This window comes from Escherichia whittamii (assembly GCF_014836715.1).
In the GTDB taxonomy this organism is placed as follows: Bacteria; Pseudomonadota; Gammaproteobacteria; order Enterobacterales; family Enterobacteriaceae; genus Escherichia; species Escherichia whittamii.
In genome coordinates this window covers 1-26,079 of the sequence record NZ_JACSQI010000007.1, presented here as the reverse complement: position 1 = coordinate 26,079, position 26,079 = coordinate 1, and the positions used below count along the sequence as shown (strand labels likewise).

Annotated in this window: 22 protein-coding genes and 1 pseudogene; 8 read left to right on the top strand and 15 right to left on the bottom strand. The window is 52.5% G+C overall.

All coding sequences use genetic code 11. The annotated features are described in order from the left end of the window. Positions 1–97 precede the first annotated feature (97 nt). The 4 genes from nagD to nagB all read right to left on the bottom strand — a co-directional run bounded on the left by nagD (position 98) and on the right by nagB (position 4,137). Entirely contained in the window at positions 98–850 is a 753-nt protein-coding gene (gene nagD, locus H9644_RS12305; protein WP_000153129.1) for a ribonucleotide monophosphatase NagD, read from the bottom strand. Between the two features lie 47 nt (positions 851–897). Then, positions 898–2,118, bottom strand: a complete 1,221-nt coding sequence (nagC, locus tag H9644_RS12300; protein ID WP_191774718.1) for a DNA-binding transcriptional regulator NagC — start codon at positions 2,116–2,118, stop codon at positions 898–900. A gap of 8 nt (positions 2,119–2,126) precedes the next feature. Next, the gene (gene nagA, locus H9644_RS12295) at positions 2,127–3,275 is read right to left on the bottom strand and encodes an N-acetylglucosamine-6-phosphate deacetylase (protein WP_064528945.1); all 1,149 of its coding nucleotides are present in this window, start codon (positions 3,273–3,275) and stop codon (positions 2,127–2,129) included. A gap of 61 nt (positions 3,276–3,336) precedes the next feature. Continuing rightward, on the bottom strand, positions 3,337–4,137 hold the full coding sequence (gene nagB / locus H9644_RS12290; RefSeq protein WP_001237072.1) for a glucosamine-6-phosphate deaminase: 801 nt from the start codon (positions 4,135–4,137) through the stop codon (positions 3,337–3,339). Positions 4,138–4,471: 334 nt separating this feature from the next. Between nagB and nagE the strand changes: the two genes are divergently transcribed. The 4 genes from nagE (at position 4,472) to chiQ (ending at position 10,549) form a co-directional block, all read left to right on the top strand. After that, positions 4,472–6,418 (top strand): PTS N-acetyl glucosamine transporter subunit IIABC, encoded by a 1,947-nt coding sequence (nagE, locus tag H9644_RS12285; RefSeq protein WP_191774716.1) that lies wholly within the window; start codon positions 4,472–4,474, stop codon positions 6,416–6,418. Positions 6,419–6,648: 230 nt separating this feature from the next. Beyond that, on the top strand, positions 6,649–8,313 hold the full coding sequence (gene glnS, locus H9644_RS12280; RefSeq protein ID WP_130209822.1) for a glutamine--tRNA ligase: 1,665 nt from the start codon (positions 6,649–6,651) through the stop codon (positions 8,311–8,313). Between the two features lie 447 nt (positions 8,314–8,760). Further along, positions 8,761–10,167, top strand: a complete 1,407-nt coding sequence (chiP, locus tag H9644_RS12275; protein ID WP_191774714.1) for a chitoporin ChiP — start codon at positions 8,761–8,763, stop codon at positions 10,165–10,167. Between the two features lie 49 nt (positions 10,168–10,216). Further along, a complete protein-coding gene (gene chiQ / locus H9644_RS12270) occupies positions 10,217–10,549 on the top strand; it encodes a ChiQ/YbfN family lipoprotein (RefSeq protein ID WP_064528941.1) in 333 nt (110 codons plus the stop codon). 266 nt (positions 10,550–10,815) lie between these two features. Here the strand turns inward: chiQ and fur are convergent, their stop codons facing one another. From fur to ybfF, 5 genes are all read right to left on the bottom strand, one after another. Further along, the gene (gene fur, locus H9644_RS12265; RefSeq protein ID WP_000131706.1) at positions 10,816–11,262 is read right to left on the bottom strand and encodes a ferric iron uptake transcriptional regulator; all 447 of its coding nucleotides are present in this window, start codon (positions 11,260–11,262) and stop codon (positions 10,816–10,818) included. After that, positions 11,255–11,341, bottom strand: a complete 87-nt coding sequence (gene uof / locus H9644_RS12260; RefSeq protein ID WP_010380762.1) for a fur leader peptide — start codon at positions 11,339–11,341, stop codon at positions 11,255–11,257. Before uof ends, fur begins: the two co-directional genes overlap by 8 nt. A 209-nt stretch (positions 11,342–11,550) precedes the next feature. Beyond that, complete coding sequence (gene fldA / locus H9644_RS12255) at positions 11,551–12,081, bottom strand: flavodoxin FldA (protein ID WP_010346538.1); 531 nt, start codon at positions 12,079–12,081, stop codon at positions 11,551–11,553. A 139-nt stretch (positions 12,082–12,220) separates the two neighbouring features. Then, the gene (gene ybfE / locus H9644_RS12250; protein ID WP_064528940.1) at positions 12,221–12,514 is read right to left on the bottom strand and encodes a LexA regulated protein; all 294 of its coding nucleotides are present in this window, start codon (positions 12,512–12,514) and stop codon (positions 12,221–12,223) included. Between the two features lie 139 nt (positions 12,515–12,653). Further along, positions 12,654–13,418 carry an esterase gene (gene ybfF, locus H9644_RS12245; RefSeq protein WP_191774712.1) on the bottom strand — a complete coding sequence of 255 codons (765 nt, stop codon included), beginning with the start codon at positions 13,416–13,418 and terminating at the stop codon, positions 12,654–12,656. A gap of 184 nt (positions 13,419–13,602) precedes the next feature. Here ybfF and seqA point away from each other — a divergent pair, with 184 nt between their 5' ends. Together seqA and pgm are read left to right on the top strand one after the other, a co-directional pair. Then, positions 13,603–14,148, top strand: coding sequence for a replication initiation negative regulator SeqA (seqA, locus tag H9644_RS12240; protein WP_001515978.1), 546 nt, complete (start codon positions 13,603–13,605; stop codon positions 14,146–14,148). A gap of 28 nt (positions 14,149–14,176) precedes the next feature. Further along, a complete protein-coding gene (gene pgm, locus H9644_RS12235) occupies positions 14,177–15,817 on the top strand; it encodes a phosphoglucomutase (alpha-D-glucose-1,6-bisphosphate-dependent) (RefSeq protein WP_001297249.1) in 1,641 nt (546 codons plus the stop codon). 175 nt (positions 15,818–15,992) lie between these two features. On the opposite strand, the gene kdpE is transcribed toward pgm, so the two are convergent. Genes kdpE through kdpF form a run of 6 tightly spaced genes read right to left on the bottom strand, consistent with a single transcriptional unit; the run spans position 15,993 to position 23,758 of the window. After that, a complete protein-coding gene (gene kdpE / locus H9644_RS12230; protein WP_191774710.1) occupies positions 15,993–16,670 on the bottom strand; it encodes a two-component system response regulator KdpE in 678 nt (225 codons plus the stop codon). After that, a complete protein-coding gene (gene kdpD, locus H9644_RS12225; RefSeq protein ID WP_064528937.1) occupies positions 16,667–19,351 on the bottom strand; it encodes a two-component system sensor histidine kinase KdpD in 2,685 nt (894 codons plus the stop codon). Before kdpD ends, kdpE begins: the two co-directional genes overlap by 4 nt. Continuing rightward, positions 19,344–19,916 carry a K(+)-transporting ATPase subunit C gene (gene kdpC / locus H9644_RS12220; RefSeq protein ID WP_064528936.1) on the bottom strand — a complete coding sequence of 191 codons (573 nt, stop codon included), beginning with the start codon at positions 19,914–19,916 and terminating at the stop codon, positions 19,344–19,346. Before kdpC ends, kdpD begins: the two co-directional genes overlap by 8 nt. Before the next feature lie 8 nt (positions 19,917–19,924). Continuing rightward, positions 19,925–21,973 carry a potassium-transporting ATPase subunit KdpB gene (gene kdpB, locus H9644_RS12215; RefSeq protein ID WP_191774709.1) on the bottom strand — a complete coding sequence of 683 codons (2,049 nt, stop codon included), beginning with the start codon at positions 21,971–21,973 and terminating at the stop codon, positions 19,925–19,927. 22 nt (positions 21,974–21,995) lie between these two features. Then, on the bottom strand, positions 21,996–23,669 hold the full coding sequence (gene kdpA / locus H9644_RS12210) for a potassium-transporting ATPase subunit KdpA (protein WP_191774707.1): 1,674 nt from the start codon (positions 23,667–23,669) through the stop codon (positions 21,996–21,998). After that, positions 23,669–23,758 (bottom strand): K(+)-transporting ATPase subunit F, encoded by a 90-nt coding sequence (kdpF, locus tag H9644_RS12205; RefSeq protein ID WP_064528933.1) that lies wholly within the window; start codon positions 23,756–23,758, stop codon positions 23,669–23,671. Before kdpF ends, kdpA begins: the two co-directional genes overlap by 1 nt. A 314-nt stretch (positions 23,759–24,072) precedes the next feature. Here kdpF and H9644_RS12200 point away from each other — a divergent pair, with 314 nt between their 5' ends. Together H9644_RS12200 and tssI are read left to right on the top strand one after the other, a co-directional pair. Continuing rightward, complete coding sequence (locus H9644_RS12200) at positions 24,073–24,279, top strand: YbfA family protein (RefSeq protein WP_000424791.1); 207 nt, start codon at positions 24,073–24,075, stop codon at positions 24,277–24,279. A 231-nt stretch (positions 24,280–24,510) separates the two neighbouring features. Then, positions 24,511–26,079: pseudogene (gene tssI, locus H9644_RS12195) on the top strand (type VI secretion system tip protein TssI/VgrG); the annotation flags it as partial.

Here is a 26,079-nt window from a genome sequence, read left to right as displayed (position 1 = left end):
TACATTGCAGTGGTGGCGTAGGCCTGATAAGCGTAGCGCATCAGGCAGTTTGGCATTTGTCATCAGAACCAACCACGTCCTGGGACGTGGTTGGTATTCAGATAACGTCGATTTCAGCGACCGACGGATAAATCCAACTGGGGCGGAACGGCATGCTGTCGATATCGTCAAGCGATGACACACCAGAGAGCACAAGAATCGTCTCCAGACCCGCCTGGAAGCCCGCCAGAATGTCGGTGCGCAAGTTATCGCCGACAATCACTGTTTCTTCCGAGTGCGCCTGCATTTTGTTTAATGCTGCGCGGATGATCCACGGACTCGGCTTACCTACATAGAACGGTTTACGTCCGGAGATTTTCTCGATCCCCGCGCACAACGCGCCGCAGGCTGGATAAAAACCGCGTCCGTGAGTATCCGGGTTGGTAGCGATAAAACGTGCACCGTTGGCGACGAAATAGGCCGCTTTATGCATCATGTCCCAGTTGTAGGAACGCGTTTCGCCAACAATCACAAAATCAGGGTTCACATCGGTAATAGTAAAACCAGCTTTGTACAGTTCATGAATCAGAGCGCCTTCGCCCACCACATACGCCTTTTTGCCTTCCTGGCGACGCAGGAAATCGGCGGTCGCCATCGCGGAGGTATAAAACACGCTATCCGGCACATCGACACCGGCAGTGGCAAAGCGGTTCGCCAGATCTTGCCCGGTCTGTGAAGGATAGTTGGTCAGCAACACCAGCGGCAGGCCTTTATCCATAATCCCGTGCAAAAATTCCGCTGCACCCGGTACGGCGACGTTATCGTGCATCAGCACGCCGTCGATATCGCAAATTACATTTTTAATGGTCATGGACTACCCAGAATATTGACAACAATAAGCGCCACTATAAAAGCACATTAATTTTCCAGCAAATGCTGGAGCAAAATACCGTTGAGCATGGCGCGTTTTACCAGCGCAAAAGCGCCGATTGCCGAGCGGTGATCCAGTTCAGAACGTACCACCGGCAGATTAGTGCGAAACGCCTTCAGCGCCTGGGTATTAATGCAGCTTTCAATAGCAGGGAGCAGCACTTTATCGGCTTCAGTTATCTCCCCGGCAATGACAATTTTTTGCGGGTTAAATAAGTTGATAGCGATGGCGATGGTTTTTCCCAGATGGCGACCGACATACTCAATCACTTCCGACGCCAGGCTGTCGCCTTTGTTTGCGGCCTTGCAGATTGTTTTGATAGTGCAGTCATCCAGTGGTACACGGCTTTGATAGCCCTGCTTTAACAGATTCAACACTCGCTGTTCAATGGCGGCGTTGGCAGCGATAGTTTCCAGGCAGCCAAAGTTTCCGCAATGGCAGCGTTCACCCAGCGGCTCAACCTGAATATGACCAATTTCACCGACGTTGCCATTGCGGCCGATAAAAATGCGCCCGTTAGAGATAATCCCGGCCCCGGTTCCGCGATGCACGCGCACCAAAATGGAGTCTTCGCAATCCTGACTTGCACCGAAGTAGTGCTCTGCCAGCGCCAGACTGCGGATATCGTGGCCGACAAAACAGGTCACTTTAAAACGCTCTTCCAGTGCTTCTACCAGCCCCCAGTTTTCCACCTGAATATGCGGCATGTAATGAATTTTGCCGCTGTCAGGGTCAACAAGCCCTGGCAGGATCACGGAAATGGCGATCAGCTCCCGCAGTTTGCGCTGGTAGCTATCAATAAACTGAGCAATGGCATTCAGCAGAGCATGTTCCAGCGTCTGTTGGGTACTCTCTGGTAGCGAATAATGTTCTTCTGCCAGCACTTTACTGCTGAGATCGAACAGGGTGATAGTGGCATCGTGGCGACCGAGACGTACGCCGATAGCGTGGAAATTGCGGGTTTCGGTGACGATAGAGATAGCGCGGCGGCCCCCGGTGGAGGCCTGCTGATCAACTTCTTTGATCAGCCCGCGTTCGATAAGCTGACGTGTAATTTTAGTTACGCTGGCGGGAGCAAGCTGGCTTTGCTCGGCAATCTGAATCCGCGAGATTGGCCCATGCTGGTCAATCAGGCGATAAACCGCCGCGCTGTTAAGCTGTTTTACGAGATCAACATTACCTATCTGAGCTTGTCCGCCTGGTGTCATACTTTCTCTTATTGGGTTACGACCTCGTTACCGTTAACGATAGTCCTGGTGATTTTAAAATCAGGTGTGAATGCAGTCAGGTTGGCTACTTTACCTGCGGCGAGCGTGCCGAGGCGTTTCTCAACGCCAATCGCACGCGCCGGATAGAGCGTCGCCATACGCAGTACTTCATCCAGTGCGATACCGCAATGTTCAACCAGATTACGCACGCCTTCAATCATGGTTAAGGATGAACCACTTAACGTACCATTCTCATCCACACAAAGTCCGTTGCGGTAGTATATTGTTTTACCCGCAAAAATGAACTGATCAATGTTGGCACCTGCTGGCGCAGTCGCGTCAGTGACCAGGCACAGTTTGTCACCTTTCAGACGTTTGGCGTTGCGAATGTTGGCGTAATCAACGTGCAGGCCATCGGCAATAATACCGCAATAAATGTCTGCTTCGTCGAGGATCGCGCCCGCCAGACCCGGCTCACGGCCCGTAATATACGGCATCGCGTTGTACAGATGGGTAGCAAAGGTAATGCCTGCGCGAAAACCGGCTTTCGCTTCTTTTAACGTTGCATTGGAGTGACCGGCAGACACCACAATCCCGGCATTTGCCAGTTTGCTGATGACTTCTGCTGGAACCATTTCCGGTGCCAGCGTCACTTTGGTAATGACATCGGCATTTTCACACAGGAAATCGACCAGCGCGGCATCCGGCTTACGTACGAAATTCGGATTATGGGTACCTTTTTTCACCAGATTCAGCCACGGGCCTTCCAGATGCAGACCTAATGCCTGATTCGGATGTTTTGCCAGGTACTCACGCATTACGCGAACGCCCTGCTTCATCAGGTCATCGCTGGTGGTGATAAGCGTCGGCAAATAGTTAGTACAGCCTGATTTCTCATTGGCTTTCTGCATGATTTCCAGCGTTTCCACGCTGACCGCTTCAGCGGTATCGTTGAACTGCACGCCACCGCAGCCGTTTAACTGCACATCGATAAAACCGGGGGAGAGAATGGCCCCGTTCAGTGAACGTTGTTCGATCTCTGGCGGCAGTTCCGCTACTGGGCAGACGCTTTTAATCAGGCCATCAGCGATAACAACCGCATGGTCATCAAGAAATTCATGACCGGTAAAAATCCGGCCCTGGGTTAATGCATACATTCCGACCCCCGATTTCAAAAATAATAATGCCCTGAGCAAGGCGTCAGGGCAGGGATAACAATTACAGACCTTTGATATTTTCTGCTTCTAATTCATTGAAATATCTTAAAGTCTTAACTTTCAGCTCCATGGTGGAAGGTTCATCGCACACCATGATGGCTTTCGGATGCAGTTGCAGACAGCTGATAGTCCACATGTGGTTAACGCAACCTTCAACAGCAGCCTGCAATGCCAGAGCTTTCTGACTGCCCAGCACCAGAATCATCACTTCTTCGGCATCCAGCAGTGTACCCACACCTACGGTCAGCGCATATTTTGGCACCTGATTAACATCATTATCAAAGAAACGAGAGTTTGCGACGCGAGTGTCATGTGTCAGGGTTTTGATACGGGTGCGAGAGGCGAGAGAAGAGGCTGGTTCGTTAAATGCAATGTGACCGTCGTTACCTACACCGCCCATAAATAGGTGGATTTTGCCGTAAGAGCGGATTTTTTCTTCATATTGGCGGCATTCGGCGTCGATATCTGGGGCATTTCCGTTGAGCAGGTTGATATTTTCTGCTGGAATATCAACGTGATCGAAGAAGTTACGGTGCATAAAACTGTAGTAGCTTTCCGGATGCTCTTTCGGCAGACCGACATATTCGTCCATGTTGAAGGTGACAACGTGCTTAAAGCTGACCTGGCCTGCTTTATGCATTTCGACTAACGCTTTGTAGGTGGTCATCGGCGTGCCGCCAGTCGGCAGGCCCAGAACAAACGGGCGATCGGCAGTCGGTTTGAACGCATTAATACGATTAACGATATGGCGAGCAGCCCATTTGCCGACCTGTTCAGCAGTAGTCAGGGGGATCAGTCTCATTATTCACCTCAAGTAAGTAAAAAGTAAGCCGTTGGCGGATTAGGCATCTTTAAGCGTAACCTGGATTTGCGCAGACAGGCGTCAATCCGACCTGATTTTTTGAATGATAAAATAAGTTTTCTGGTTTAGCCAGTCAAAGGGAGTGGTAATAACGATATTTGGTGACAAAACTCACAAAAAGCACGCTTTTAATTTGCGATACGAATTAAATTTTCACAAACTCTGTAACAGATGATCTAATAATCTGATTACAGAGCATTGGGCAGTACAATGTGTAGCAAAATAAAAATACGGCTTTAAACGAGCCAAATAGGGGTTTCGTAGGGGGAATAAGATGAATATTTTAGGTTTTTTCCAGCGACTCGGTAGGGCGTTACAGCTCCCTATCGCGGTGCTGCCGGTGGCGGCGCTGTTGCTGCGATTCGGTCAGCCAGATTTACTTAACGTTGCGTTTATTGCCCAGGCAGGCGGCGCGATTTTTGACAATCTGGCGCTGATCTTTGCGATCGGCGTGGCCTCCAGTTGGTCCAAAGACAGTGCAGGTGCAGCGGCGCTGGCGGGTGCGGTTGGTTACTTCGTGTTAACTAAAGCGATGGTGACCATCAACCCAGAAATTAACATGGGTGTTCTGGCAGGTATCATTACCGGTCTGGTCGGTGGGGCAGTCTATAACCGTTGGTCCGATATCAAACTGCCGGACTTCCTGAGTTTCTTCGGCGGAAAACGTTTTGTACCTATTGCCACTGGTTTCTTCTGTCTGGTGCTGGCGGCCATTTTTGGTTACGTCTGGCCACCGGTGCAGCACGCTATTCATGCAGGTGGCGAATGGATCGTTTCTGCGGGCGCGCTGGGTTCTGGTATCTTCGGCTTCATCAACCGTCTGCTGATCCCAACCGGTTTGCATCAGGTACTGAACACCATCGCCTGGTTCCAGATTGGTGAATTCACCAACTCGGCGGGTACGGTTTTCCATGGTGACATCAACCGCTTCTATGCCGGTGACGGTACTGCGGGGATGTTCATGTCCGGCTTCTTCCCGATCATGATGTTCGGTCTGCCAGGTGCGGCGTTGGCGATGTACTTCGCAGCACCGAAAGAGCGTCGCCCGATGGTTGGCGGGATGCTGCTTTCTGTGGCAATCACCGCGTTCCTGACCGGTGTGACTGAGCCGCTGGAATTCCTGTTCATGTTCCTTGCTCCGTTGCTGTACCTCCTGCACGCACTGCTGACGGGTATCAGCCTGTTTGTGGCAACGTTGCTGGGGATCCACGCGGGTTTCTCCTTCTCTGCGGGCGCTATCGACTATGCGTTGATGTATAACCTGCCGGCAGCCAGCCAGAACGTCTGGATGCTGCTGGTGATGGGCGTTATCTTCTTCGTTATCTACTTTGTGGTGTTCAGTGCAGTTATCCGCATGTTCAACCTGAAAACGCCAGGTCGTGAAGATAAAGATGACGAGATCGTTACTGAAGAAGCTAACAGCAATACCGAAGAAGGTTTAACTCAACTGGCAACCAACTACATTGCGGCAGTGGGTGGTAGTGACAATCTAAAAGCGATTGACGCCTGTATTACTCGTCTGCGCTTGACTGTGGCTGACTCAGCTCGCGTCAACGATGCAATGTGTAAACGTCTGGGTGCCTCTGGTGTGGTGAAACTGAACAAGCAGACCATCCAGGTGATTGTTGGTGCAAAAGCAGAATCCATCGGCGATGCGATGAAGAAAGTCGTTGCCCGTGGTCCGGTAGCGGCTGCGTCAGCTGAAGCTGTTTCGGAAACTGCAGCTCCGGCAGTGAAACCGCAGGCCGTACCGAACGCAGTGTCTATCGCCGAACTGGTATCGCCGATTACCGGTGATGTTGTCGCGCTGGATCAGGTGCCAGACGAAGCATTCGCCAGCAAAGCGGTGGGTGACGGCGTGGCGGTGAAACCGACGGATAAAATTGTCGTATCGCCAGCGGCGGGAACCATTGTGAAAATTTTCAATACCAACCACGCATTCTGCCTTGAAACTGAAAAAGGCGCAGAGATCGTAGTCCACATGGGTATAGACACCGTGGCGCTGGAAGGTAAAGGCTTTAAACGCCTGGTGGAAGAGGGCGCGCAGGTGAGTGCAGGGCAACCGATTCTGGAAATGGATCTGGATTACCTGAACGCTAACGCCCGTTCGATGATTAGCCCGGTGGTTTGCAGCAATATCGACGACTTCAGCGGCCTTATCATTAAAGCTCAGGGTCATGTTGTGGCGGGGCAAACGCCGCTGTATGAAATCAAAAAGTAATTTGCTTCATGCCTGATGCCTCTTATCAGGCCTGTAGGTTGGATAAGACGCGTTAGGTGTCGCATCCAACAATGACAAGCGGTGGAGATCTTCTCTGCCGCTTTTTTTTGCAGCAATCATTTCTAAAACTACTGTTAGATTATCAATTTTAAAAAACTAACAGTTGTCAGTCTGCCTCGCTTATAAGATCATACGCCGTTATACGTTGTTTACGCTTTGAGGAATCCACGATGAGTGAGGCAGAAGCCCGCCCGACTAACTTTATTCGTCAGATCATCGATGAAGATCTGGCCAGTGGTAAGCACACCACAGTACACACCCGTTTCCCGCCGGAGCCGAATGGCTATCTGCATATTGGCCATGCGAAATCTATCTGCCTGAACTTCGGGATCGCCCAGGACTATAAAGGCCAGTGCAACCTGCGTTTCGACGACACTAACCCGGTAAAAGAAGATATCGAGTACGTCGAGTCGATCAAAAACGATGTTGAGTGGTTAGGTTTTCACTGGTCTGGTAACGTCCGTTACTCCTCGGATTATTTTGATCAACTCCACGCCTATGCTGTTGAACTGATCAATAAAGGCCTGGCGTATGTCGATGAGCTGACGCCGGAACAGATCCGCGAATATCGTGGCACTCTGACTCAGCCGGGTAAAAACAGCCCGTACCGCGATCGTAGCGTTGAAGAGAACCTGGCGCTGTTCGAAAAAATGCGTACCGGTGGTTTTGAAGAAGGTAAAGCTTGCCTGCGCGCGAAAATCGACATGGCTTCGCCGTTTATCGTGATGCGCGATCCGGTGCTGTACCGCATTAAGTTTGCTGAACACCACCAGACCGGCAACAAGTGGTGCATCTACCCGATGTACGACTTCACCCACTGCATCAGCGATGCCCTGGAAGGCATTACGCACTCTCTGTGTACGCTGGAGTTCCAGGACAACCGTCGTTTGTACGACTGGGTTCTGGACAACATCACCATTCCTGTTCATCCGCGCCAGTACGAATTCTCGCGCCTGAATCTGGAATACACCGTGATGTCCAAGCGTAAGCTGAACCAACTGGTCACCGACAAGCACGTAGAAGGTTGGGATGATCCGCGTATGCCGACCATTTCGGGTCTGCGTCGTCGCGGTTACACCGCGGCTTCTATTCGTGAGTTCTGTAAACGCATTGGCGTGACCAAGCAGGACAACACCATTGAAATGGCGTCGCTGGAATCCTGCATCCGTGAAGATCTCAACGAGAACGCGCCACGCGCAATGGCAGTTATCGATCCAGTGAAACTGGTTATCGAAAACTATCAGGGCGAAGGCGAAATGGTCACCATGCCGAACCATCCGAACAAACCAGAAATGGGCAGCCGTCAGGTGCCGTTTAGCGGTGAGATTTGGATCGATCGCGCCGATTTCCGCGAAGAAGCCAACAAGCAGTACAAACGTCTGGTGCTGGGTAAAGAAGTGCGCCTGCGTAATGCTTACGTGATTAAAGCAGAACGTGTGGAGAAAGATGCTGAAGGCAATATCACCACCATCTTCTGTACTTATGATGCAGACACCTTAAGCAAAGATCCGGCTGATGGCCGTAAAGTCAAAGGCGTTATTCACTGGGTAAGTGCGGCACATGCGCTGCCGGTTGAAATCCGCCTGTACGATCGTCTGTTCAGCGTGCCGAATCCAGGCGCTGCGGATGATTTCCTGTCGGTGATTAACCAGGATTCTCTGGTCATCAAACAGGGCTTTGCTGAACCGTCTCTGAAAGATGCGGTGGCGGGTAAAGCGTTCCAGTTTGAGCGTGAAGGCTACTTCTGCCTCGACAGCCGCCATTCCACAGCGGAAAAACCGGTATTTAACCGCACCGTTGGGCTGCGTGATACCTGGGCGAAGGTTGGCGAGTAATTTTAAGTTTCGCCAGGCCGGATGTGGCGTTTACGCCGCATCCGGCAAGAAACATACAAACAGTCCCAAACGCCGCGCTCTGCGGCGTTTTTTCTGCTTATCATCGCGAATTAATTCCACATCGTAATTTATCCATAAAAAAAATTTAAAATCACAAATCATAATTAATTAAAATGTAACCGCTTTCATCTTACTGGAAAGCCACATATTTTTTCTTCTACATGCTCTCCTGGTTCACACTTAAACCTTGTAACAAAAATCATCAAAATATGTGCGGTTGCTCATGTTCTTACATTCTCGTTACAGAAAGAGATTGATAATTCGCGTCGCGAAAAATAGTCTGTTCCTGTAGTCAGCGAGACTTTTCTCAACGCTACTTTTTTAATTTTTATTTTTTTCGCTGTTCACCTTTGGTGCAGCAATTTATACGTCAAAGAGGATTAACCCATGCGTACGTTTAGTGGCAAACGTAGTACGCTGGCGCTGGCTATCGCCGGTGTTACAGCAATGTCGGGCTTTATGGCAATGCCGGAGGCTCGTGCCGAAGGATTCATCGACGATTCAACCTTAACCGGCGGTATCTATTACTGGCAGCGTGAACGTGACCGTAAAGATGTTACCGACGGGGACAAATACAAAACCAACCTTTCTCACTCCACCTGGAACGCCAACCTCGATTTTCAGTCTGGTTATGCTGCTGATATGTTCGGGCTCGATATTGCCGCGTTTACGGCGATTGAAATGGCAGAAAACGGCGACAGCTCACACCCGAACGAAATCGCGTTTTCGAAAAGTAATAAAGCCTATGACGAAGACTGGTCCGGCGACAAAAGCGGTATAAGCCTGTATAAAGCAGCGGCCAAATTTAAATACGGTCCGGTGTGGGCGAGGGCCGGTTACATTCAGCCAACGGGTCAAACGCTGTTAGCGCCGCACTGGAGCTTTATGCCGGGTACCTATCAGGGCGCAGAAGCCGGTGCCAATTTTGATTACGGCGATGCCGGAGCGTTGAGTTTCTCCTACATGTGGACCAACGAATACAAAGCGCCGTGGCATCTGGAAATGGATGAGTTTTATCAGAACGATAAAACCACCAAAGTTGATTATCTGCACTCCCTTGGCGCGAAATACGACTTCAAAAATAACTTCGTGCTGGAAGCGGCGTTTGGCCAGGCTGAAGGTTATATCGATCAGTATTTTGCCAAAGCCAGTTACAAATTTGATATCGCCGGTAGCCCGTTAACCACCAGCTACCAATTCTACGGTACGCGCGATAAAGTTGACGATCGCAGCGTCAACGACCTATACGACGGCACCGCCTGGTTGCAGGCGTTGACCTTTGGCTACCGGGCGGCTGACGTGGTGGACTTGCGCCTGGAAGGCACCTGGGTGAAAGCTGATGGGCAGCAGGGATACTTCCTGCAACGTATGACCCCAACTTACGCCTCTTCAAACGGTCGCCTGGATATCTGGTGGGATAACCGCTCTGACTTTAACGCCAACGGCGAAAAAGCGGTCTTCTTTGGCGCGATGTATGACCTGAAAAACTGGAATCTTCCAGGCTTCGCCATCGGCGCTTCTTATGTTTATGCGTGGGATGCGAAACCTGCAACCTGGCAGAGCAGCCCGGATGCGTATTATGACAAGAACCGGACTATCGAAGAGTCTGCTTACAGTCTGGATGCGGTCTACACCATTCAGGATGGTCGCGCTAAAGGCACGATGTTCAAACTGCACTTCACCGAATACGACAACCACTCCGATATCCCAAGCTGGGGCGGCGGTTACGGCAACATCTTCCAGGATGAGCGTGACGTGAAATTTATGGTTATCGCTCCGTTCACCATTTTCTGATGCCAGACGCGGCAGGTTTTTTGCCTGCCGCACGTTTGAGGAATTCGCTATGAAAAAACTGATTCTCATCGCCATGATGGCATCGGGTCTGGTGGCTTGTGCGCAATCAACCGCGCCACAGGAAGATAGCCGCCTGAAAGAGGCGTACAGCGCCTGTATCAACACCGCACAAGGCTCGCCAGAAAAAATTGAAGCCTGCCAGAGTGTGTTAAATGAGCTGAAGAAAGAGAAACAGCATCAGCAGTTTGCCAACCAGGAAAGTGTACGCGTGCTGGATTATCAGGAGTGCCTACGCGCGACGCAAACTGGCAACGACCAGGCGGTGAAAGCCGATTGTGATAAGGTCTGGCAGGAAATTCGCAGTAATAACGCTACACAGTAAAGACAAAAAAGCGAGGGCTGTAACTCTCGCTTTTCTTATTTCCTTTGTATTAAAAAGCCAACCCGCAGGTTGGCTTGAGACTTATGGCAAACGCCAATTTGCCTGATGCGCTGCGCTTATCATGCCTACCTTTTTATGCAATATATTGAATTTGAGTGATTTGTAGGCCGGATAAGGCGTTCACGCCGCATCCGGCACGAACAAATCGCACTATGCCAATAATATAAAGCCAACCCGCAGGTTGGCTTTTTCTCATTCAGGCTGACTTATTTGCCTTCGTGCGCGTGCTCATCTTCGCGGCAATCGCCTTCGGCGCAGTGACCGTAGAGATAAAGACTGTGGTTAGTCAGGCGAATGCCATGCTTCGCGGCGATTTCACGCTGACGCGCTTCGATAGATTCATCACTAAATTCGATAACCTTTCCGCAGTCGAGGCAGATCAGGTGATCGTGGTGATGTTGTTGGGTCAGTTCAAATACGGATTTACCGCCTTCAAAATTATGGCGGGTGACGATACCGGCGTCGTCAAACTGGTTCAGTACGCGATATACCGTAGCCAGACCAATTTCTTCACCCATATCAATCAGTCGTTTGTATAAATCTTCCGCACTGACGTGATGGTTGTCCGGCTCCTGAAGAACTTCCAGGATTTTTAAACGTGGAAGCGTCACTTTCAGGCCAGCTTTCTTTAGGGCGGTATTGTTATCAGTCATGCGGAATCTGTCCTGTTACTAAGCGGTTCACTTCATTAAAAGAAGTGACAGAATTTGCTCTTGAGATAATGCGTATCATTATAGATTTGCCACGCCTAAATGAAAACCACAAGTCCCTGGCAAATATTGTTAATAAAAACGTGGCATAGCTTACATTTACGTTGGCAAGGCCACTTGAATACCGGGACATTGTACAGGCACACCGGCAAAAGTTACAAATTTGTAGCAATTATTTTGATTGGCATTATCTATTAATACGGCGTAGACATGAGTCTACGCCGCAGTACATCAGGCATTGATAATTTCGTCGAGATGCAGTTCTTCAGAAATTTGTTTTACCCATTTTTCTACACGTTCGGCGGTCAGTTCTGGCTGACGGTCTTCGTCGATAGCCAGGCCGACAAAATGGTCATCATCCGCCAGACCTTTTGATGCTTCGAAATGGTAGCCCGCAGTTGGCCAGTGACCGACGATGGTCGCGCCGCGCGGTTCAATGATGTCACGAATGGTGCCTAAGGCATCGCAGAAATATTCTGCGTAATCCTCCTGGTCGCCACAGCCAAACAGTGCAACCAGTTTACCATTGAAATCAATTTCTTCGAGAGTCGGGAAGAAGTCGTCCCAGTCACACTGTGCTTCGCCATAGTACCAGGTTGGGATGCCCAGCAGCAGAATGTCATAAGCTTCCAGATCTTCTTTGCTGCTTTTTGCAATGTCATGGACATCGGCAACGTCTTTACCAAGCTGTTTTTGAATCATTTTTGCGATATTTTCGGTATTACCGGTGTCGCTGCCGAAAAAGATGCCAGTGATAGCCATGAGTGAAATAACCTCTTGAAACTTATTGAAATGGGGGTGGCAAATTGCCCACGGATAAAGGCAATCATAGCAGAACAGGCAGTCTTGCGGAATCAGCAAACGAGCAGGACTGCACACTGTGCTACACGAAAGTGGATAATTAAACGATGCCCTGATTACGCAGCGCCGCCAGTTGCTGCATCAATATCTCTTCGATCAGTTCGCTACGGCTCATATTACGCGACTCCGCCAGCTCGTTCAGCGCCTCGACAGCTTCCGCGTTCAGCTTCAGTTCGACACGCTTAAGGCCACGTACTTTGTCGCGTTTTAGCTGGTTGCGTTTATTAATACGCAGCTGTTCATCGCGCGAAAGCGGATTGGTTTTCGGTCGTCCCGGTCGACGCTCGTGCGCGAACAGATCTAATGTCGTACGGTCCGTTTGTTCTTTGGCCATGATCTTGGTGACTTCGGGGGAAACAATCAGCCAGGCGCCTGCCCGGATGGATAGCCCGCCATAATACAACAGCATGAGGAATCTCGCCAACGCCCACGCGCGGAATGCCGCGCGGACGCTGGGTTTTTAATCAGTTGCGTTAATCATTAAGATAGCGACGGATAGCCCGCAGCACAGCATCTGGTTTTTCTGCGTGTACCCAATGACCCGCGCCTGCAATGACATGCGCCCGTGCTTGTGGGAATTGCGCCAGCAAATCATCACGATACTGTTCAGTAACATACGGGGAATTGCCGCCAGGAATAAACAGAGCAGGGTGGTTCCATGCCGGAATTTTCTCCCAGCCAACAATATGTGGATACTGATCCCATAATACTGGCACGTTAAAACGCCACTCACCGTCAACAAAAGATTTCAGCAGGAATTGAATCACGCCCTCTTCATTAATATATTGGCGCATTACAGCAGCTGCCTGTTGGCGCGTTTGCGCGTCGGAGCTACTGACCGCGTTGATAGCTGCGAAAATTTCATCATGACGGCGCACGTGATAATCCACCGGCGCGATATCGATCGCTACCAGTTTCTCGATGCGATCGGGCGCCAGCGCGGTCAGTGCCATCACAGCTTTACCGCCCATTGAATGACCAATAAATGTCGCCTTATCGATCTGCAGCGCATCCAGAGTGTCAACAAGATCCTGGGCCATCGCCGGGTAATTCATGTGCGGATCTCGTGGCGAAAGTCCGTGGTTACGCATATCAACCTGGATGATATTGTGATCGTTTACCAGGTCGCGCGCCAGCACGCCGAGATTGTCAAGGCTACCAAACAACCCGTGGACGAGGACGATGGGAGAATTATTATGCTGATTTTGTGCAGATTGCGCGCGGATATTCAATTTCATGGCAAAGTTCTTTTTTTCGTGTAGTTGGGTTAGGGTATTATGTTGACCATTGTGCCACAGGGCTGCAATAAATAAGGTTTAATCCGATTTTTTCTGCACGCCAGGCTTGACGCTATCCGCTGCCGGGATTTATTCATATACTCCCGGCGACTTGTATTCAGCTAAGACACCGCACTGGATTAAGATGAAAACGATTGAAGTTGATGATGAACTCTACAGCTATATTGCCAGCCACACTAAGCATATCGGCGAGAGCGCATCCGACATTTTACGGCGTATGTTGAAATTTTCCGCCGCATCACAGCCTGCTGCTCCGGTGACGAAAGAGGTTCGCATTGCGTCGCCTGCTATCGTCGAAGCGAAGCCGATCAAAACGATTAAAGACAAAGTACGCGCAATGCGTGAACTTTTGCTTTCCGATGAATACGCAGAGCAGAAGCGCGCGGTCAACCGCTTTATGCTGTTGTTGTCTACACTATATTCTCTTGACGCCCAGGCGTTTGCCGAGGCAACGGAATCGTTGCACGGCCGCACGCGCGTTTACTTTGCAGCAGATGAACAGACGCTGCTGAAAAATGGTAATCAGACCAAGCCGAAGCATGTGCCAGGCACGCCGTATTGGGTGATCACCAACACTAACACTGGCCGTAAATGCAGCATGATTGAACACATCATGCAGTCGATGCAATTCCCGGCGGAATTGATTGAAAAGGTTTGCGGGACAATTTAAAACAACGTTGCAGATAAAGGACAAAGCAATGGCAATCCACAATCGTGCAGGTCAACCTGCACAGCAGAGTGATTTGATAAACGTCGCCCAACTGACGGCGCAATATTATGTACTGAAACCAGAAGCAGGGAATGCGGAGCACGCGGTGAAATTCGGTACTTCCGGTCACCGTGGCAGTGCAGCGCGCCATAGCTTTAACGAGCCGCACATTCTGGCTATTGCTCAGGCGATTGCCGAAGAACGGGCGAAAAACGGCATCACTGGCCCTTGCTATGTGGGTAAAGATACTCACGCCCTGTCCGAACCTGCGTTTATTTCTGTACTGGAAGTGCTGGCAGCGAACGGGGTAGACGTTATTGTGCAGGAAAACAATGGCTTCACTCCGACGCCTGCCGTCTCTAATGCCATTCTGGTTCACAATAAAAAAGGTGGACCGCTGGCAGATGGTATCGTGATTACGCCGTCCCATAACCCGCCGGAAGATGGTGGTATCAAATACAACCCGCCAAATGGCGGCCCGGCTGATACTAACGTCACCAAAGTGGTGGAAGACAGAGCTAACGCACTGCTGGCCGATGGCCTGAAAGGCGTGAAGCGTATCTCCCTCGACGAAGCGATGGCATCCGGTCATGTGAAAGAGCAAGATCTGGTGCAACCGTTCGTAGAAGGTCTGGCGGATATCGTCGATATGGCGGCGATTCAGAAAGCGGGCCTGACGTTGGGTGTCGATCCGCTGGGCGGTTCAGGTATCGAATACTGGAAGCGCATTGGCGAGTATTACAACCTCAACCTGACCATCGTTAACGATCAGGTCGATCAAACGTTCCGCTTTATGCACCTCGATAAAGACGGCGCGATCCGTATGGACTGCTCCTCCGAGTGTGCGATGGCGGGCCTGCTGGCACTGCGTGATAAGTTCGACCTGGCGTTTGCTAACGACCCGGATTATGACCGTCACGGTATCGTCACTCCAGCAGGTTTGATGAATCCAAACCACTACCTGGCGGTGGCGATCAACTACCTGTTCCAGCATCGTCCGCAGTGGGGCAAAGATGTTGCCGTCGGTAAAACGCTGGTTTCTTCTGCGATGATTGACCGCGTGGTCAATGACTTGGGCCGCAAGCTGGTAGAAGTCCCGGTAGGTTTCAAATGGTTTGTTGATGGTCTGTTCGACGGCAGCTTTGGCTTTGGCGGCGAAGAGAGCGCGGGCGCGTCGTTCCTGCGTTTCGACGGTACGCCTTGGTCGACCGATAAAGACGGCATCATCATGTGTCTGCTGGCGGCGGAAATCACCGCTGTCACCGGAAAGAACCCGCAGGAACACTACAACGAACTGGCAAAACGCTTTGGTGCGCCGAGCTACAACCGTTTGCAGGCAGCCGCGACTTCTGCACAAAAAGCGGCACTGTCTAAGCTGTCTCCAGAAATGGTGAGCGCCAGCACTCTGGCAGGCGACCCGATCACCGCGCGCCTAACCGCAGCGCCTGGCAACGGTGCTTCTATCGGCGGCCTGAAAGTGATGACCGACAACGGCTGGTTCGCCGCGCGTCCGTCAGGCACGGAAGACGCATACAAGATTTATTGCGAAAGCTTCCTTGGTGAGGAACATCGCAAGCAGATCGAGAAAGAAGCGGTTGAGATTGTTAGCGAAGTTCTGAAAAACGCGTAATCACAGAAAGTAATAAAAAAGGGCGGTCGGAAGATCGCCCTTTTTACTTATAACAAACACATAACTGCCTGATGCGCTACGCTTACCAGGCCTACGAAGATAGTGCAATATATTGAATTTGCGAGATTTTGTAAGCCGGATAAGGCATTTTCGCCGCATCCGGCAATTCAGCCCCCTAAAGCATAAACCGATACCCAATCCCGGTTTCGGTAATAAAATGGCGAGGACGAGCCGGATCTTGTTCCAGTTTTTGACGCAGATGCCCCATATAAATACGCAAATAGTGACTGTGTTCGACCGCGTTTGGTCCCCACACCTGGTTGAGTAACTGGCGTTGGGTGAGTACTTTTCCGGCGTTGTTGAGCAGCACGGCCAGCAGGCGGAATTCTATTGGCGTTAAATGCACTTCGTCTTCGCCACGGTGAATCACCCGGGCGGCTAAATCGACGGTCACATCGGAAAATTTCACCACCGGATCGGGCGCGGCGGTAGCAGAGTGGCGACGTAAGGCGACGCGCAGACGGGCCTGCAATTCGCCAATACCAAACGGCTTACTCAGGTAATCATCAGCGCCGGCATCCAGCGCGGCGATTTTGTCGCTCTCTTCACTACGTGCGGAAAGTACAATCACCGGCACTGCGCTCCACTGACGCAGGTCGCGGATAAACTCAATCCCATCGCCATCGGGCAAGCCGAGATCGAGAATAATCAAATCTGGTTTGCGGGTCGCCGCTTCCAGCAAACCGCGTTGCAGCGTTTCGGCCTCAAAGACGCGCATACCGTCGCCCTCCAGCGCTGTGCGCAGAAAGCGACGAATAGCCTGTTCATCTTCAACAATCAGAACGTTTGTCACATATCCTCATGAAATTCTTCAAGTTCAGGGGCGTTTTGCTGGGGAAGTGTAACACGAAAACAGGCGCCACCTTCCGGTCGGTTGAACGCAGTAATCGTGCCACCGTGTATTTCTACAATCGCCCGACAAATTGCCAGCCCAAGCCCGACGCCCGGTACTGCCGATTCCTTATTCCCTCTGGCAAACTTATCGAAAATAGTTTGCTCTTTGCCATGTGGAATTCCGGGGCCGTTATCCCAGACATCCAGTTGCAGTTTCTCGTCCTCTACATGGGCATCGATACCAATTTCAGCCTGCGCGCCGGCGTATTTCACCGCGTTCTCCAGCAGATTAATCAGTACCCGTTCAAACAATGGCCCGTCAACGTGGATTAAGGTCAGCTGTTCTGGCAGCGAAAGGTTGATAGGCGATGATAATCCCGGCTCCAGCATTTGCAGCGCACTACCGACCACTTCTTCCAGCGTTAACCACTCTTTCTTCAAATTAAAGCCGCCGGACTGAATTCGCGCCATATCCAGTAGATTATTCACCAGGCGGGTGGTATTCAGCACATGCTGGCGAATTTCGCTGGCCTGGCGAGCGTGCGGAGAACCTTCGCTCGCCAGATCAAGCGTTAAAATTTCTGCCTGACCAAACAGCACGGTAAGCGGAGTGCGTAAATCATGTGAAAGCGCCGCCAGCAGAGCGTTGCGGAGCTGTTCCCGTTCGCTGGCCATCCGCGCCTGTTCTTCGCTGGCGGTCAGCGCTAGGCGTTCCAGAGCATTGGCAACTAACAGCGTAAACGTCTCCAGCAGGCGCTGCTGTTCCGGAATCATCAACTGGCGCAAATTCCCCGGTTCTACCACCACCAGACCGTAGGTTTTCTCACCGCTTTTTAACGGCAAAATCTGGTACGGCACGCCGGGTAAGGTGTCGGTGCCAGCACCAGCCGGTTGGCCTTTGTCAAAACTCCAGCGAGCGATAGCATCGTCCCACGGCGTCATCCCCTGCGGATGCGTTAGCGGTAGTAATATACCGTTGTCATCAGGCAGCAACACCTGGCTGCGGGCATGAAAAGTAGAAGCAATAAACTGTTCACTGGTGGCGGCGATATCTTGCGGACTACGGCCCACCGCCAGCGTTTTTGACATTTCATATAAGTGTCGCGTGCGTTGCTCGCGGTAACGGGCTACCCGTGCCTGATAACGCACGCCAGCGGTGAGATTGCCGATCACCAGCCCGACGGTTAGCATCACCGAGAAAGTCAGCAGATATTGCACATCAGAGACGGCGAGCGTACCGCGTGGGGCGATAAAAAAGAGATCGAAACTCACCACGTTAATGACCGTGGCGACCACCGAAGGCCAGCGTCCATAAAACAGCGCCACCACCACGACACCAAGCAGATACAGCATCACCAGGTTTGCGGCATCAAACGCCATCAGCCACTGCATGGCAATTAAGGTGATAACGGCACATAACGCGGCGGCAACCATGCATCCCTGAATCTGTACGCGCCACTTATCTTTAAAAGAGCGGCTATCCGGCGCGTTATTAATGGTGCGAGCGGGTGGTTCATCAAGCGCGACCAGTACCTGATCGAGATCGGGGGCGATACGTGCCAGTCGGTCAGCAAAAGTTTCCCGACGCCACCAGCGGCGCGAGGCCGGGCGACCGAGAATAATCTTGCCGAGATTATGTTCACGGGCATAACGGACAACCGCTTTTTCTTCCGCCGGCTCAGAAAGCGTTGCCGTCTCTGCGCCTAACTCCTGCGCCAGACGCAAGGCGCTGAGAATTGCCCGGCGTTTTTTCTCCGGTAAGCGGTGCAGGGCAGGGGTTTCAACATATATCGCGTGCCAGATGCTCCCCAACCGTGACGCCAGCCGCGCCGCCGCGCGGACCAGTTTTTCGCTGCCGGTATTATGCCCGATGCATAAAAGGATCGCGTCTCGCGTGTGCCAGACTTTCTCTTCGCCAGGATGTCCCCGCCAGGCACGCATTTGTTCATCTACGCGATCGGCAGTACGGCGCAGCGCCAGCTCGCGCAGGGCGATCAGATTGCCTTTGCGGAAAAAATGCTCAATGGCGCGTTCCGCTTGCCCGGCAATGTAGACTTTGCCTTCTTTCAGCCTTTGACGCAGATCGTCCGGGGGCAGGTCCACCAGTACTACGTCGTCGGCGGCATCGAAAAAAGGATCGGGCACGGTTTCCCGCACCTGAATTCCGGTGACGCCGCTGACCACATCGTTCAGGCTTTCCAGATGCTGAACGTTGACGGTAGTGAAAACATCAATGCCAGCTTCCAGCAGCTCTTCAATGTCCTGCCAGCGTTTAGGATGACGGGAACCTGGCGCATTACTGTGCGCCAGTTCGTCCATTAAGATCAGTGCCGGACGGCGGGCGAGGGCGGCATCGAGATCAAACTCGCTGATATGCCGCCCACGATACGCCAGGCGTTTCAGTGGTAGAACAGCCAGACCTTCCAGCATTGCGGCGGTATCTTTCCGACCGTGGGTTTCTACCACGCCAACCACAATATCCAGCCCTTGCGCCCGCAGCCGCTGGGCTTCTGCCAGCATCGCCCAGGTCTTTCCGACGCCAGCACAGGCACCGAAGAAAACTTTTAGCTTTCCCCGATGCGGCGCGGCAGTTTGTTCCAGCAGACGATCGGGGTCGGGACGTAAGGGTTCGTTATTCATCAAGCTTATCCAGCGCCAGGTTGAGTTCGACAATGTTGACGACCGGCTGGCCGATATATTTCACCAGCGGTTGTTGGCTGTATTTTGCGACCAGTTGCGTGAGCTGTTCAACGCTGAGATTACGCGCTTTCGCCACGCGTGGGATCTGCCAGGCCGCTGCTTGCGGGGTAATGTTATTGTCCAGCCCGCTTGCCGACGCCGTCACCAGTTCAACCGGAACGCTCGTGCTGGCGTCCGGGTTAGCTGCCCGTAATGCAGCAACGCGTGCAGCTATTTGTTTATCCAGCTCCGGATTACTGACTGCCAGATTGCTCCCGCCAGAAGCCTGTGGATTATAGGGCATTTCTGCCGTTGCCGACGGGCGGCCATGAAAATAGCCGTTGCCGGTAAAATTCTGCCCGATTAACGCCGAGCCGCGCACCGTATCACCTTCACGAATCAATGAACCATTGGCCTGCCAGGGAAACCACCATTGCCCCAGCGCGGTGGTCAGCAGCGGGTACACACCGCCGGTAATCAGTAACAGAAAGAGAAATGTCGATAATGCCGGACGTAATCCACTCATGGTAATCCTCACACCAGACCGCAAACGGTCAGCAGTAAATCAATCACTTTGATACCGATAAACGGCACCAGCAGCCCACCCAGACCGTAAATCCATAAGTTACGGCGCAACATGGCAGAAGCCGTTAGCGGTTTATAACTCACGCCTTTTAACGCCAGGGGAATCAAAAAGACGATAATCAAGGCGTTGAAAATCACCGCACTGAGAATGGCGGAGTCGGGCGAATGCAGGCGCATGATGTTCAGCGCATTTAACTGCGGATACGTTGCCGCGAACGCCGCCGGAATAATGGCGAAGTATTTCGCCACATCATTGGCGATACTGAAGGTGGTGAGTGAGCCACGGGTCATCAACATTTGTTTGCCAATGTGCACCACCTCGATCAACTTGGTCGGGTTGGAGTCGAGATCCACCATATTGCCTGCTTCTTTCGCCGCCTGAGTGCCGGAGTTCATCGCTACCGCGACATCGGCCTGCGCCAGCGCCGGAGCATCGTTAGTGCCGTCGCCGGTCATCGCCACTAAACGGCCTTCCGCCTGATACTGACGAATCAACGCCAGCTTGGCCTCCGGTGTCGCTTCGGCGAGGAAATCATCGACGCCCGCTTCCGCAGCAATCGCGGCGGCTGTCAGACGGTTATCGCCGGTAATCATCACCGTTTTAATGCCCATTTTGCGCAGCTGGGCGAAGCGCTCCTTAATGCCGCCTTTGACGATATCTTTCAGCGCAATAACGCCCAGTACGCGGGAACCTTCTACTACTACCAGTGGCGTGGCCCCCTGACGCGCAACCTGATCGACTTTTTGATCAACATCGGCAGGGAAGTGACCACCGTTAACTTCAAAGTGGCGGCGAATGGCATCGACAGAACCTTTACGGATCATACGGTTGTCGATATTGATCCCGCTCATTCGACTTTGCGCAGTAAATGGCACAAAGGTGGCATGGAGCGACTGCACATCGCGCTCGCGCAGGTTAAAACGCTGCTTTGCGAGGATCACAATGCTGCGGCCTTCCGGCGTTTCATCGGCCAGCGAAGCCAGCTGCGCGGCGTCGGCCAGCGTTTTTTCCTCTACGCCCTGCGCGGGGATAAACTCCGATGCCTGACGGTTACCTAGCGTGATGGTGCCGGTTTTATCCAGCAGCAGAACGTCAACGTCACCCGCCGCTTCAACTGCACGCCCGCTGGTGGCAATTACATTCGCGCCCAGCATTCGACTCATCCCGGCGACGCCGATCGCCGACAACAGGCCGCCGATGGTGGTAGGGATCAGGCAGACCAGCAGCGCCACCAGTACCGTCACGCTGACCGCGTTGCCGCCCCAGGCGGTAAATGGCCACAGCGTTGCGGTTGCCAGTAAAAAGACGACGGTCAGGGCAACCAGCAGGATGGTCAGGGCAATCTCGTTCGGTGTTTTGCGTCGCTGTGCGCCTTCCACCATCGCGATCATCCGATCCAGAAATGTCTCGCCAGGGTTAACGCTGCACTCAATCACCAGCCAGTCAGAAAGAATACGTGTACCGCCAGTGACGGAGGCAAAATCGCCGCCGGATTCACGAATAACCGGTGCCGATTCCCCGGTGATGGCGCTCTCATCGACCGATGCGCCACCTTCAATAACTTCACCATCGCAGGGGATAATATCGCCTGCTTCTACCAGCACGATGTCGCCTTTACGCAGTTGATCGGCAGGAACTTTGTCTGCCGCAGCGCCATATTTCGGCTCGCGCAGCTTGCGGGCAAAGGCGGTTTTTTTCACCCCTTTCAGACTGTTGGCCTGTGCTTTACTGCGGCCTTCTGCCAGCGCCTCGGCGAAATTAGCGAACAGTACGGTGACCCACAGCCAGCCGCTAATTGCCGCACTAAACAGCGCATTGCCAGGCATCGCGCCGCTCGCTATCGCGATGCTAATAAAGGTAGTCAGCAGACTGCCGATCCAGACGATAAACATCACCGGATTGCGCCATTGCGCCTGCGGATTTAATTTTTTCACCGCTTCTTTTAGCGCCTGAACGACAAGTGTTGGTTCGAATAGCGCCAGTTGTTTACGACTCATATTCAGTACTCACTCAATATCATCAGGAGAGATATTCAGCCACCGGACCAAGCGCCAGGGCAGGGATAAAGGTCAGTGCGCCAACCAGCAACACGGTGCCGATTAACAGGCCAACAAACAGCGGGCCGTGCGTTGGCAGTGTGCCGGAGCTGGCGGGTTGGCTCTTTTTACTCACCAGCGAACCGGCAATCGCCATTACCGGGATAATCACCCCGAAGCGCCCGACAAACATGCACAACGCCAGTAAACAGTTCCAGAACGGAGAGTTAGCGCTTAATCCGGCAAAGGCGCTGCCGTTGTTGTTAGCGGCGGACGACACGGCGTACAGCACTTCGCTAAAACCGTGCGGGCCAGGGTTGAGCATGGCGCTACGTCCGGCGTCGGTCATCATCGCCAGCGCCGCGCCCATCAACACCAGCGTTGGAGTGACCAGAATCGCCAGCGCGGTCAGTTTCATCTCGCGCACGTCGATTTTTTTACCCAGATATTCCGGCGTACGGCCAATCATCAGTCCGGCAATAAACACCGCCAGCAGGACGAACAGCATCATGCCGTAAAGACCAGAACCGACACCGCCGAATACCACTTCACCAATCTGCATCAGCCACATTGGCACCATGCCGCCGAGAGCGGTAAACGAATCATGCATCGCAATCACCGCGCCGCAGGAAGCCGCCGTAGTCACGACTGCAAACAGGCTGCTGACCAGCACGCCAAAACGGCTCTCTTTACCTTCCATATTGATGCTACTGTCCGCGCCGAGCGTCAGCAGATGTGGATTACCCTGAACTTCTGCCCACATCACCACGGCCACACAGATGACAAAAATGACCGACATCGCCCATAGAAACATGCGTCCCTGACGACGATCGCCTGCCACTTCGCCAAAGGCAAAGCACAGTGCCGTTGGGATCAAGAAGATCGCCAGCATTTGCACGAAGTTGGTCAGTGCGGTCGGGTTTTCAAACGGATGCGATGAGTTGGCATTAAAGAAGCCACCGCCGTTAGTACCGAGCATCTTGATTGCTTCCTGAGAAGCCACCGGACCCATTGGTAACAGTTGTTGTGCTCCTTCGACGGTCGTCACCGCCTGATAGGGCAGAAAGTTTTGCAGCGCACCTTGTTGAATAAAAAACAGGGCGATCAACAACGCCACAGGGGCTAACACCCATAACGTAATGCGTAGCAGATCGACCCAGGCATTGCCGAGCGTGCACATGCTCTGGCGGGTAAATGCGCGGATGAGGGCAAAAATCACCGCAATCCCGCTGGCGGCAGAAAGAAAGTTTTGCACCGTTAAGCCCGCCATCTGGCTGAAATAGCTCAACGTCGTTTCACCGCTGTAAGCTTGCCAGTTGGTATTGGTGACAAAGCTGACGGCAGTATTGAGCGCCAGATCCCACGACAGCCCCGGCAACTGCTGCGGATTAAGCGGCAGATAGTGCTGACCGAGTAACATAAAAAACAGCACCGCCAGCCCCAACATATTCAGACAGAGAATGGCAGAGAGATATTGCTTCCAGTTCATCTCTCGGTCAGAGACGCCAAGTACACGAAAGAGTACGTGCTCAACGCCCGCCGTACCGGGAAGAGGAATGTCATTAATAAGCCGTGCCAGCCCGTTGCCTAAAGGGCGCGCCAGCACCATTAGCACCAGTAAAAACGTGGCGATCAGTAAGAACCCTTGCGCAGCCATCAGAACGTCTCCGCATTGATCAGGGCATAAACCAGATAACCCAGTAATAAAAACACCAGCAACACGCCGGCTATCACGCCTGCACTCACAGTGCACCTCCAGTGGCCTAAAAGTGATACCGGAAGGGTAGAATTCTGGCTGCAAAGATTTCGCAAAAATCTGCGGATGGGGTGTAAAAAAAGTATAAAAATGGCAAAAGCCATAATCTAACTAATGGTTAGTATTGTTTTAACTTTTTTGTAACTTAATTACGCGGTGAATGTAAATAAACCATCAATAAGCAAAAATAAGTGGTCGGATGAGTGGTAAAATTACACAAAAGGCGGTACTATTTTCATCAGATAAACATATTCATTTTGCCGGTGCCATTCACCGGGTAGATACAAGAAAGGGGGAGAAAAGTATGGAACTCTATAAAGAATATCCTGCATGGCTTATCTTTTTACGCCGTACTTATGCGGTTGCTGCGGGCGTTCTGGCGCTGCCTTTCATGCTTTTCTGGAAAGACCGCGCCCGCTTTTACAGCTACCTGCACCGCGTCTGGTCGAAAACCAGCGATAAACCGGTGTGGATGGATCAGGCCGAAAAGGCAACCGGTGATTTTTATTGATTGCTGAATCTTGAATACATTGAAAACCGCCAGCGGAAACGCTGGCGGTTTTTTTGTATCAGGAAGACGTTCAGATAAATATTTATACACTGCATTACCCAACTGAAATATATATTCATGAAATATATATAAATATTTTCCTAATTGCTGCTATCTGACGGGTATCTCACTTAAGGCTTTCTTATAAGTCTTTAGAGTGAGAACCATGAGTGCGGTAGCTATGGGGTTTATATGTCCTCAGAAGGATTACGTTTCACCCTGTCGGTGGACGGCATTGTGGAGATGGCGACGGCGGTGGTGAGCTTCCGTCTGTACCAGCACCACTGCACCCCGTTCATCCTGGAAGTGGAGATTGCCAGCGGGCTGTTCCGACCTGACGGCGGAGGATTTTCTGGAGAAGAAGACGGTGCTGACGGTCTGGCAGGGTGATATCCCGCAGCGTTACGTCAGCGGTATCGTGAACGGGGTGTCGCCGGGGGTGAATAACGGCTGGCAGATGCGTTATTCCCTGAGCATCAGCCCGCCGCTGTGGCGGGCAGGGTTACGGCAGAACTTCCGTATCTTCCAGCAGCAGGACATCCGGACAATATCAGCCCAGCTTCTTGACGAGAACGGGGTGACGGCATGGATGCCGCTGTTCTATGAGGAGCATCCGGCGCGGGAGTTCTGCGTGCAGTACGGAGAGAGCGACCTGGCGTTTCTGACACGACTGTGGGCGGAGGAAGGCATCTTCTTTTATGAGCGCGGCGCAAAGGAAGGGCCGGAGCAGAAGCTGGCGGTGTGTGATGATGTGGCGGGGCTGACGGGAATGGGGGCGCTGGCGTTTAACCCGAACACCACGACCGGGGGAACGACGGAGTATATCAGCGAGTTCCGTTACCGGGCGCAGATAAGCGTGGCGTCGGTGGAGACGCAGGATTATACGTTCAAAACGCCGGGGTGGCCGGGGTACTACCGCCATGACGGGGAGAGTCTGAACGGACAGGGAACACAGTACGAGATATTTGATTATCCGGGGCGGTTCAAGGATGAGCAGCACGGGCGGGACTTTGCGCGTTACCAGACGGAAGGGTGGCGGAACGGGGCGGAGACGGCAAGCGGAGTGTGTAACACGGCGCGGCTGTGGCCGGGAACGCGGTTCCGGCTTACGGGCCATCCGTCAGGGACGCTGAACCGTGAATGGCAGGTTGTGGGAAGCACGCTGCGGGGAGAACAGCCGCAGGCGTTGCACGGAAGTAAGGGAGAAGGAACGACGCTGATAAACCGGTTTGAGGTGATACCGGCGGACAGGACGTGGCGTCACGCACCGCTGCCGAAGCCGAAGGTGGACGGCCCGCAGAGTGCCATCGTGACCGGTCCGGAGGGCGAGGAGATATTCTGCGACGAACATGGCCGGGTGCGGGTGAAGTTTCACTGGGACCGTTATCACGGTATGACGGAGGAGAGTTCATGCTGGATACGGGTGTCGCAGGCGTGGGCGGGACCGGGTTTCGGCAACCTGGCGATACCGCGGGTGGGCCAGGAAGTGATAGTGGACTTTCTGAACGGTGACCCGGACCAGCCGATAATCATGGGACGTACCTACCATGAGGACAACCGTTCGCCGGGTGACCTGCCGGGGACGAAGACGCAGATGACCATCCGGTCGAAGACGTACAAGGGCGGAGGCTTTAACGAGCTGCGGTTTGAAGACGCCACGGACAGTGAGCTGGTGTATATCCATGCACAGAAAAATATGCAGGTCGTTGTGCTGAACAGTAAAGACAAGCGGGTCAACTATGACCGGACGGTCAGCATCGG

Coding starts and splice junctions, on each gene's coding strand:
- nagD (WP_000153129.1), bottom strand. CDS start 850: ATGACCATTAAAAATGTAATTTGCGATATCGACGGCGTGCTGATGCAC.
- nagC (WP_191774718.1), bottom strand. CDS start 2,118: ATGACACCAGGCGGACAAGCTCAGATAGGTAATGTTGATCTCGTAAAA.
- nagA (WP_064528945.1), bottom strand. CDS start 3,275: ATGTATGCATTAACCCAGGGCCGGATTTTTACCGGTCATGAATTTCTT.
- nagB (WP_001237072.1), bottom strand. CDS start 4,137: ATGAGACTGATCCCCCTGACTACTGCTGAACAGGTCGGCAAATGGGCT.
- nagE (WP_191774716.1), top strand. CDS start 4,472: ATGAATATTTTAGGTTTTTTCCAGCGACTCGGTAGGGCGTTACAGCTC.
- glnS (WP_130209822.1), top strand. CDS start 6,649: ATGAGTGAGGCAGAAGCCCGCCCGACTAACTTTATTCGTCAGATCATC.
- chiP (WP_191774714.1), top strand. CDS start 8,761: ATGCGTACGTTTAGTGGCAAACGTAGTACGCTGGCGCTGGCTATCGCC.
- chiQ (WP_064528941.1), top strand. CDS start 10,217: ATGAAAAAACTGATTCTCATCGCCATGATGGCATCGGGTCTGGTGGCT.
- fur (WP_000131706.1), bottom strand. CDS start 11,262: ATGACTGATAACAATACCGCCCTAAAGAAAGCTGGCCTGAAAGTGACG.
- uof (WP_010380762.1), bottom strand. CDS start 11,341: ATGATACGCATTATCTCAAGAGCAAATTCTGTCACTTCTTTTAATGAA.
- fldA (WP_010346538.1), bottom strand. CDS start 12,081: ATGGCTATCACTGGCATCTTTTTCGGCAGCGACACCGGTAATACCGAA.
- ybfE (WP_064528940.1), bottom strand. CDS start 12,514: ATGGCCAAAGAACAAACGGACCGTACGACATTAGATCTGTTCGCGCAC.
- ybfF (WP_191774712.1), bottom strand. CDS start 13,418: ATGAAATTGAATATCCGCGCGCAATCTGCACAAAATCAGCATAATAAT.
- seqA (WP_001515978.1), top strand. CDS start 13,603: ATGAAAACGATTGAAGTTGATGATGAACTCTACAGCTATATTGCCAGC.
- pgm (WP_001297249.1), top strand. CDS start 14,177: ATGGCAATCCACAATCGTGCAGGTCAACCTGCACAGCAGAGTGATTTG.
- kdpD (WP_064528937.1), bottom strand. CDS start 19,351: ATGAATAACGAACCCTTACGTCCCGACCCCGATCGTCTGCTGGAACAA.
- kdpC (WP_064528936.1), bottom strand. CDS start 19,916: ATGAGTGGATTACGTCCGGCATTATCGACATTTCTCTTTCTGTTACTG.
- kdpB (WP_191774709.1), bottom strand. CDS start 21,973: ATGAGTCGTAAACAACTGGCGCTATTCGAACCAACACTTGTCGTTCAG.
- kdpA (WP_191774707.1), bottom strand. CDS start 23,669: ATGGCTGCGCAAGGGTTCTTACTGATCGCCACGTTTTTACTGGTGCTA.
- H9644_RS12200 (WP_000424791.1), top strand. CDS start 24,073: ATGGAACTCTATAAAGAATATCCTGCATGGCTTATCTTTTTACGCCGT.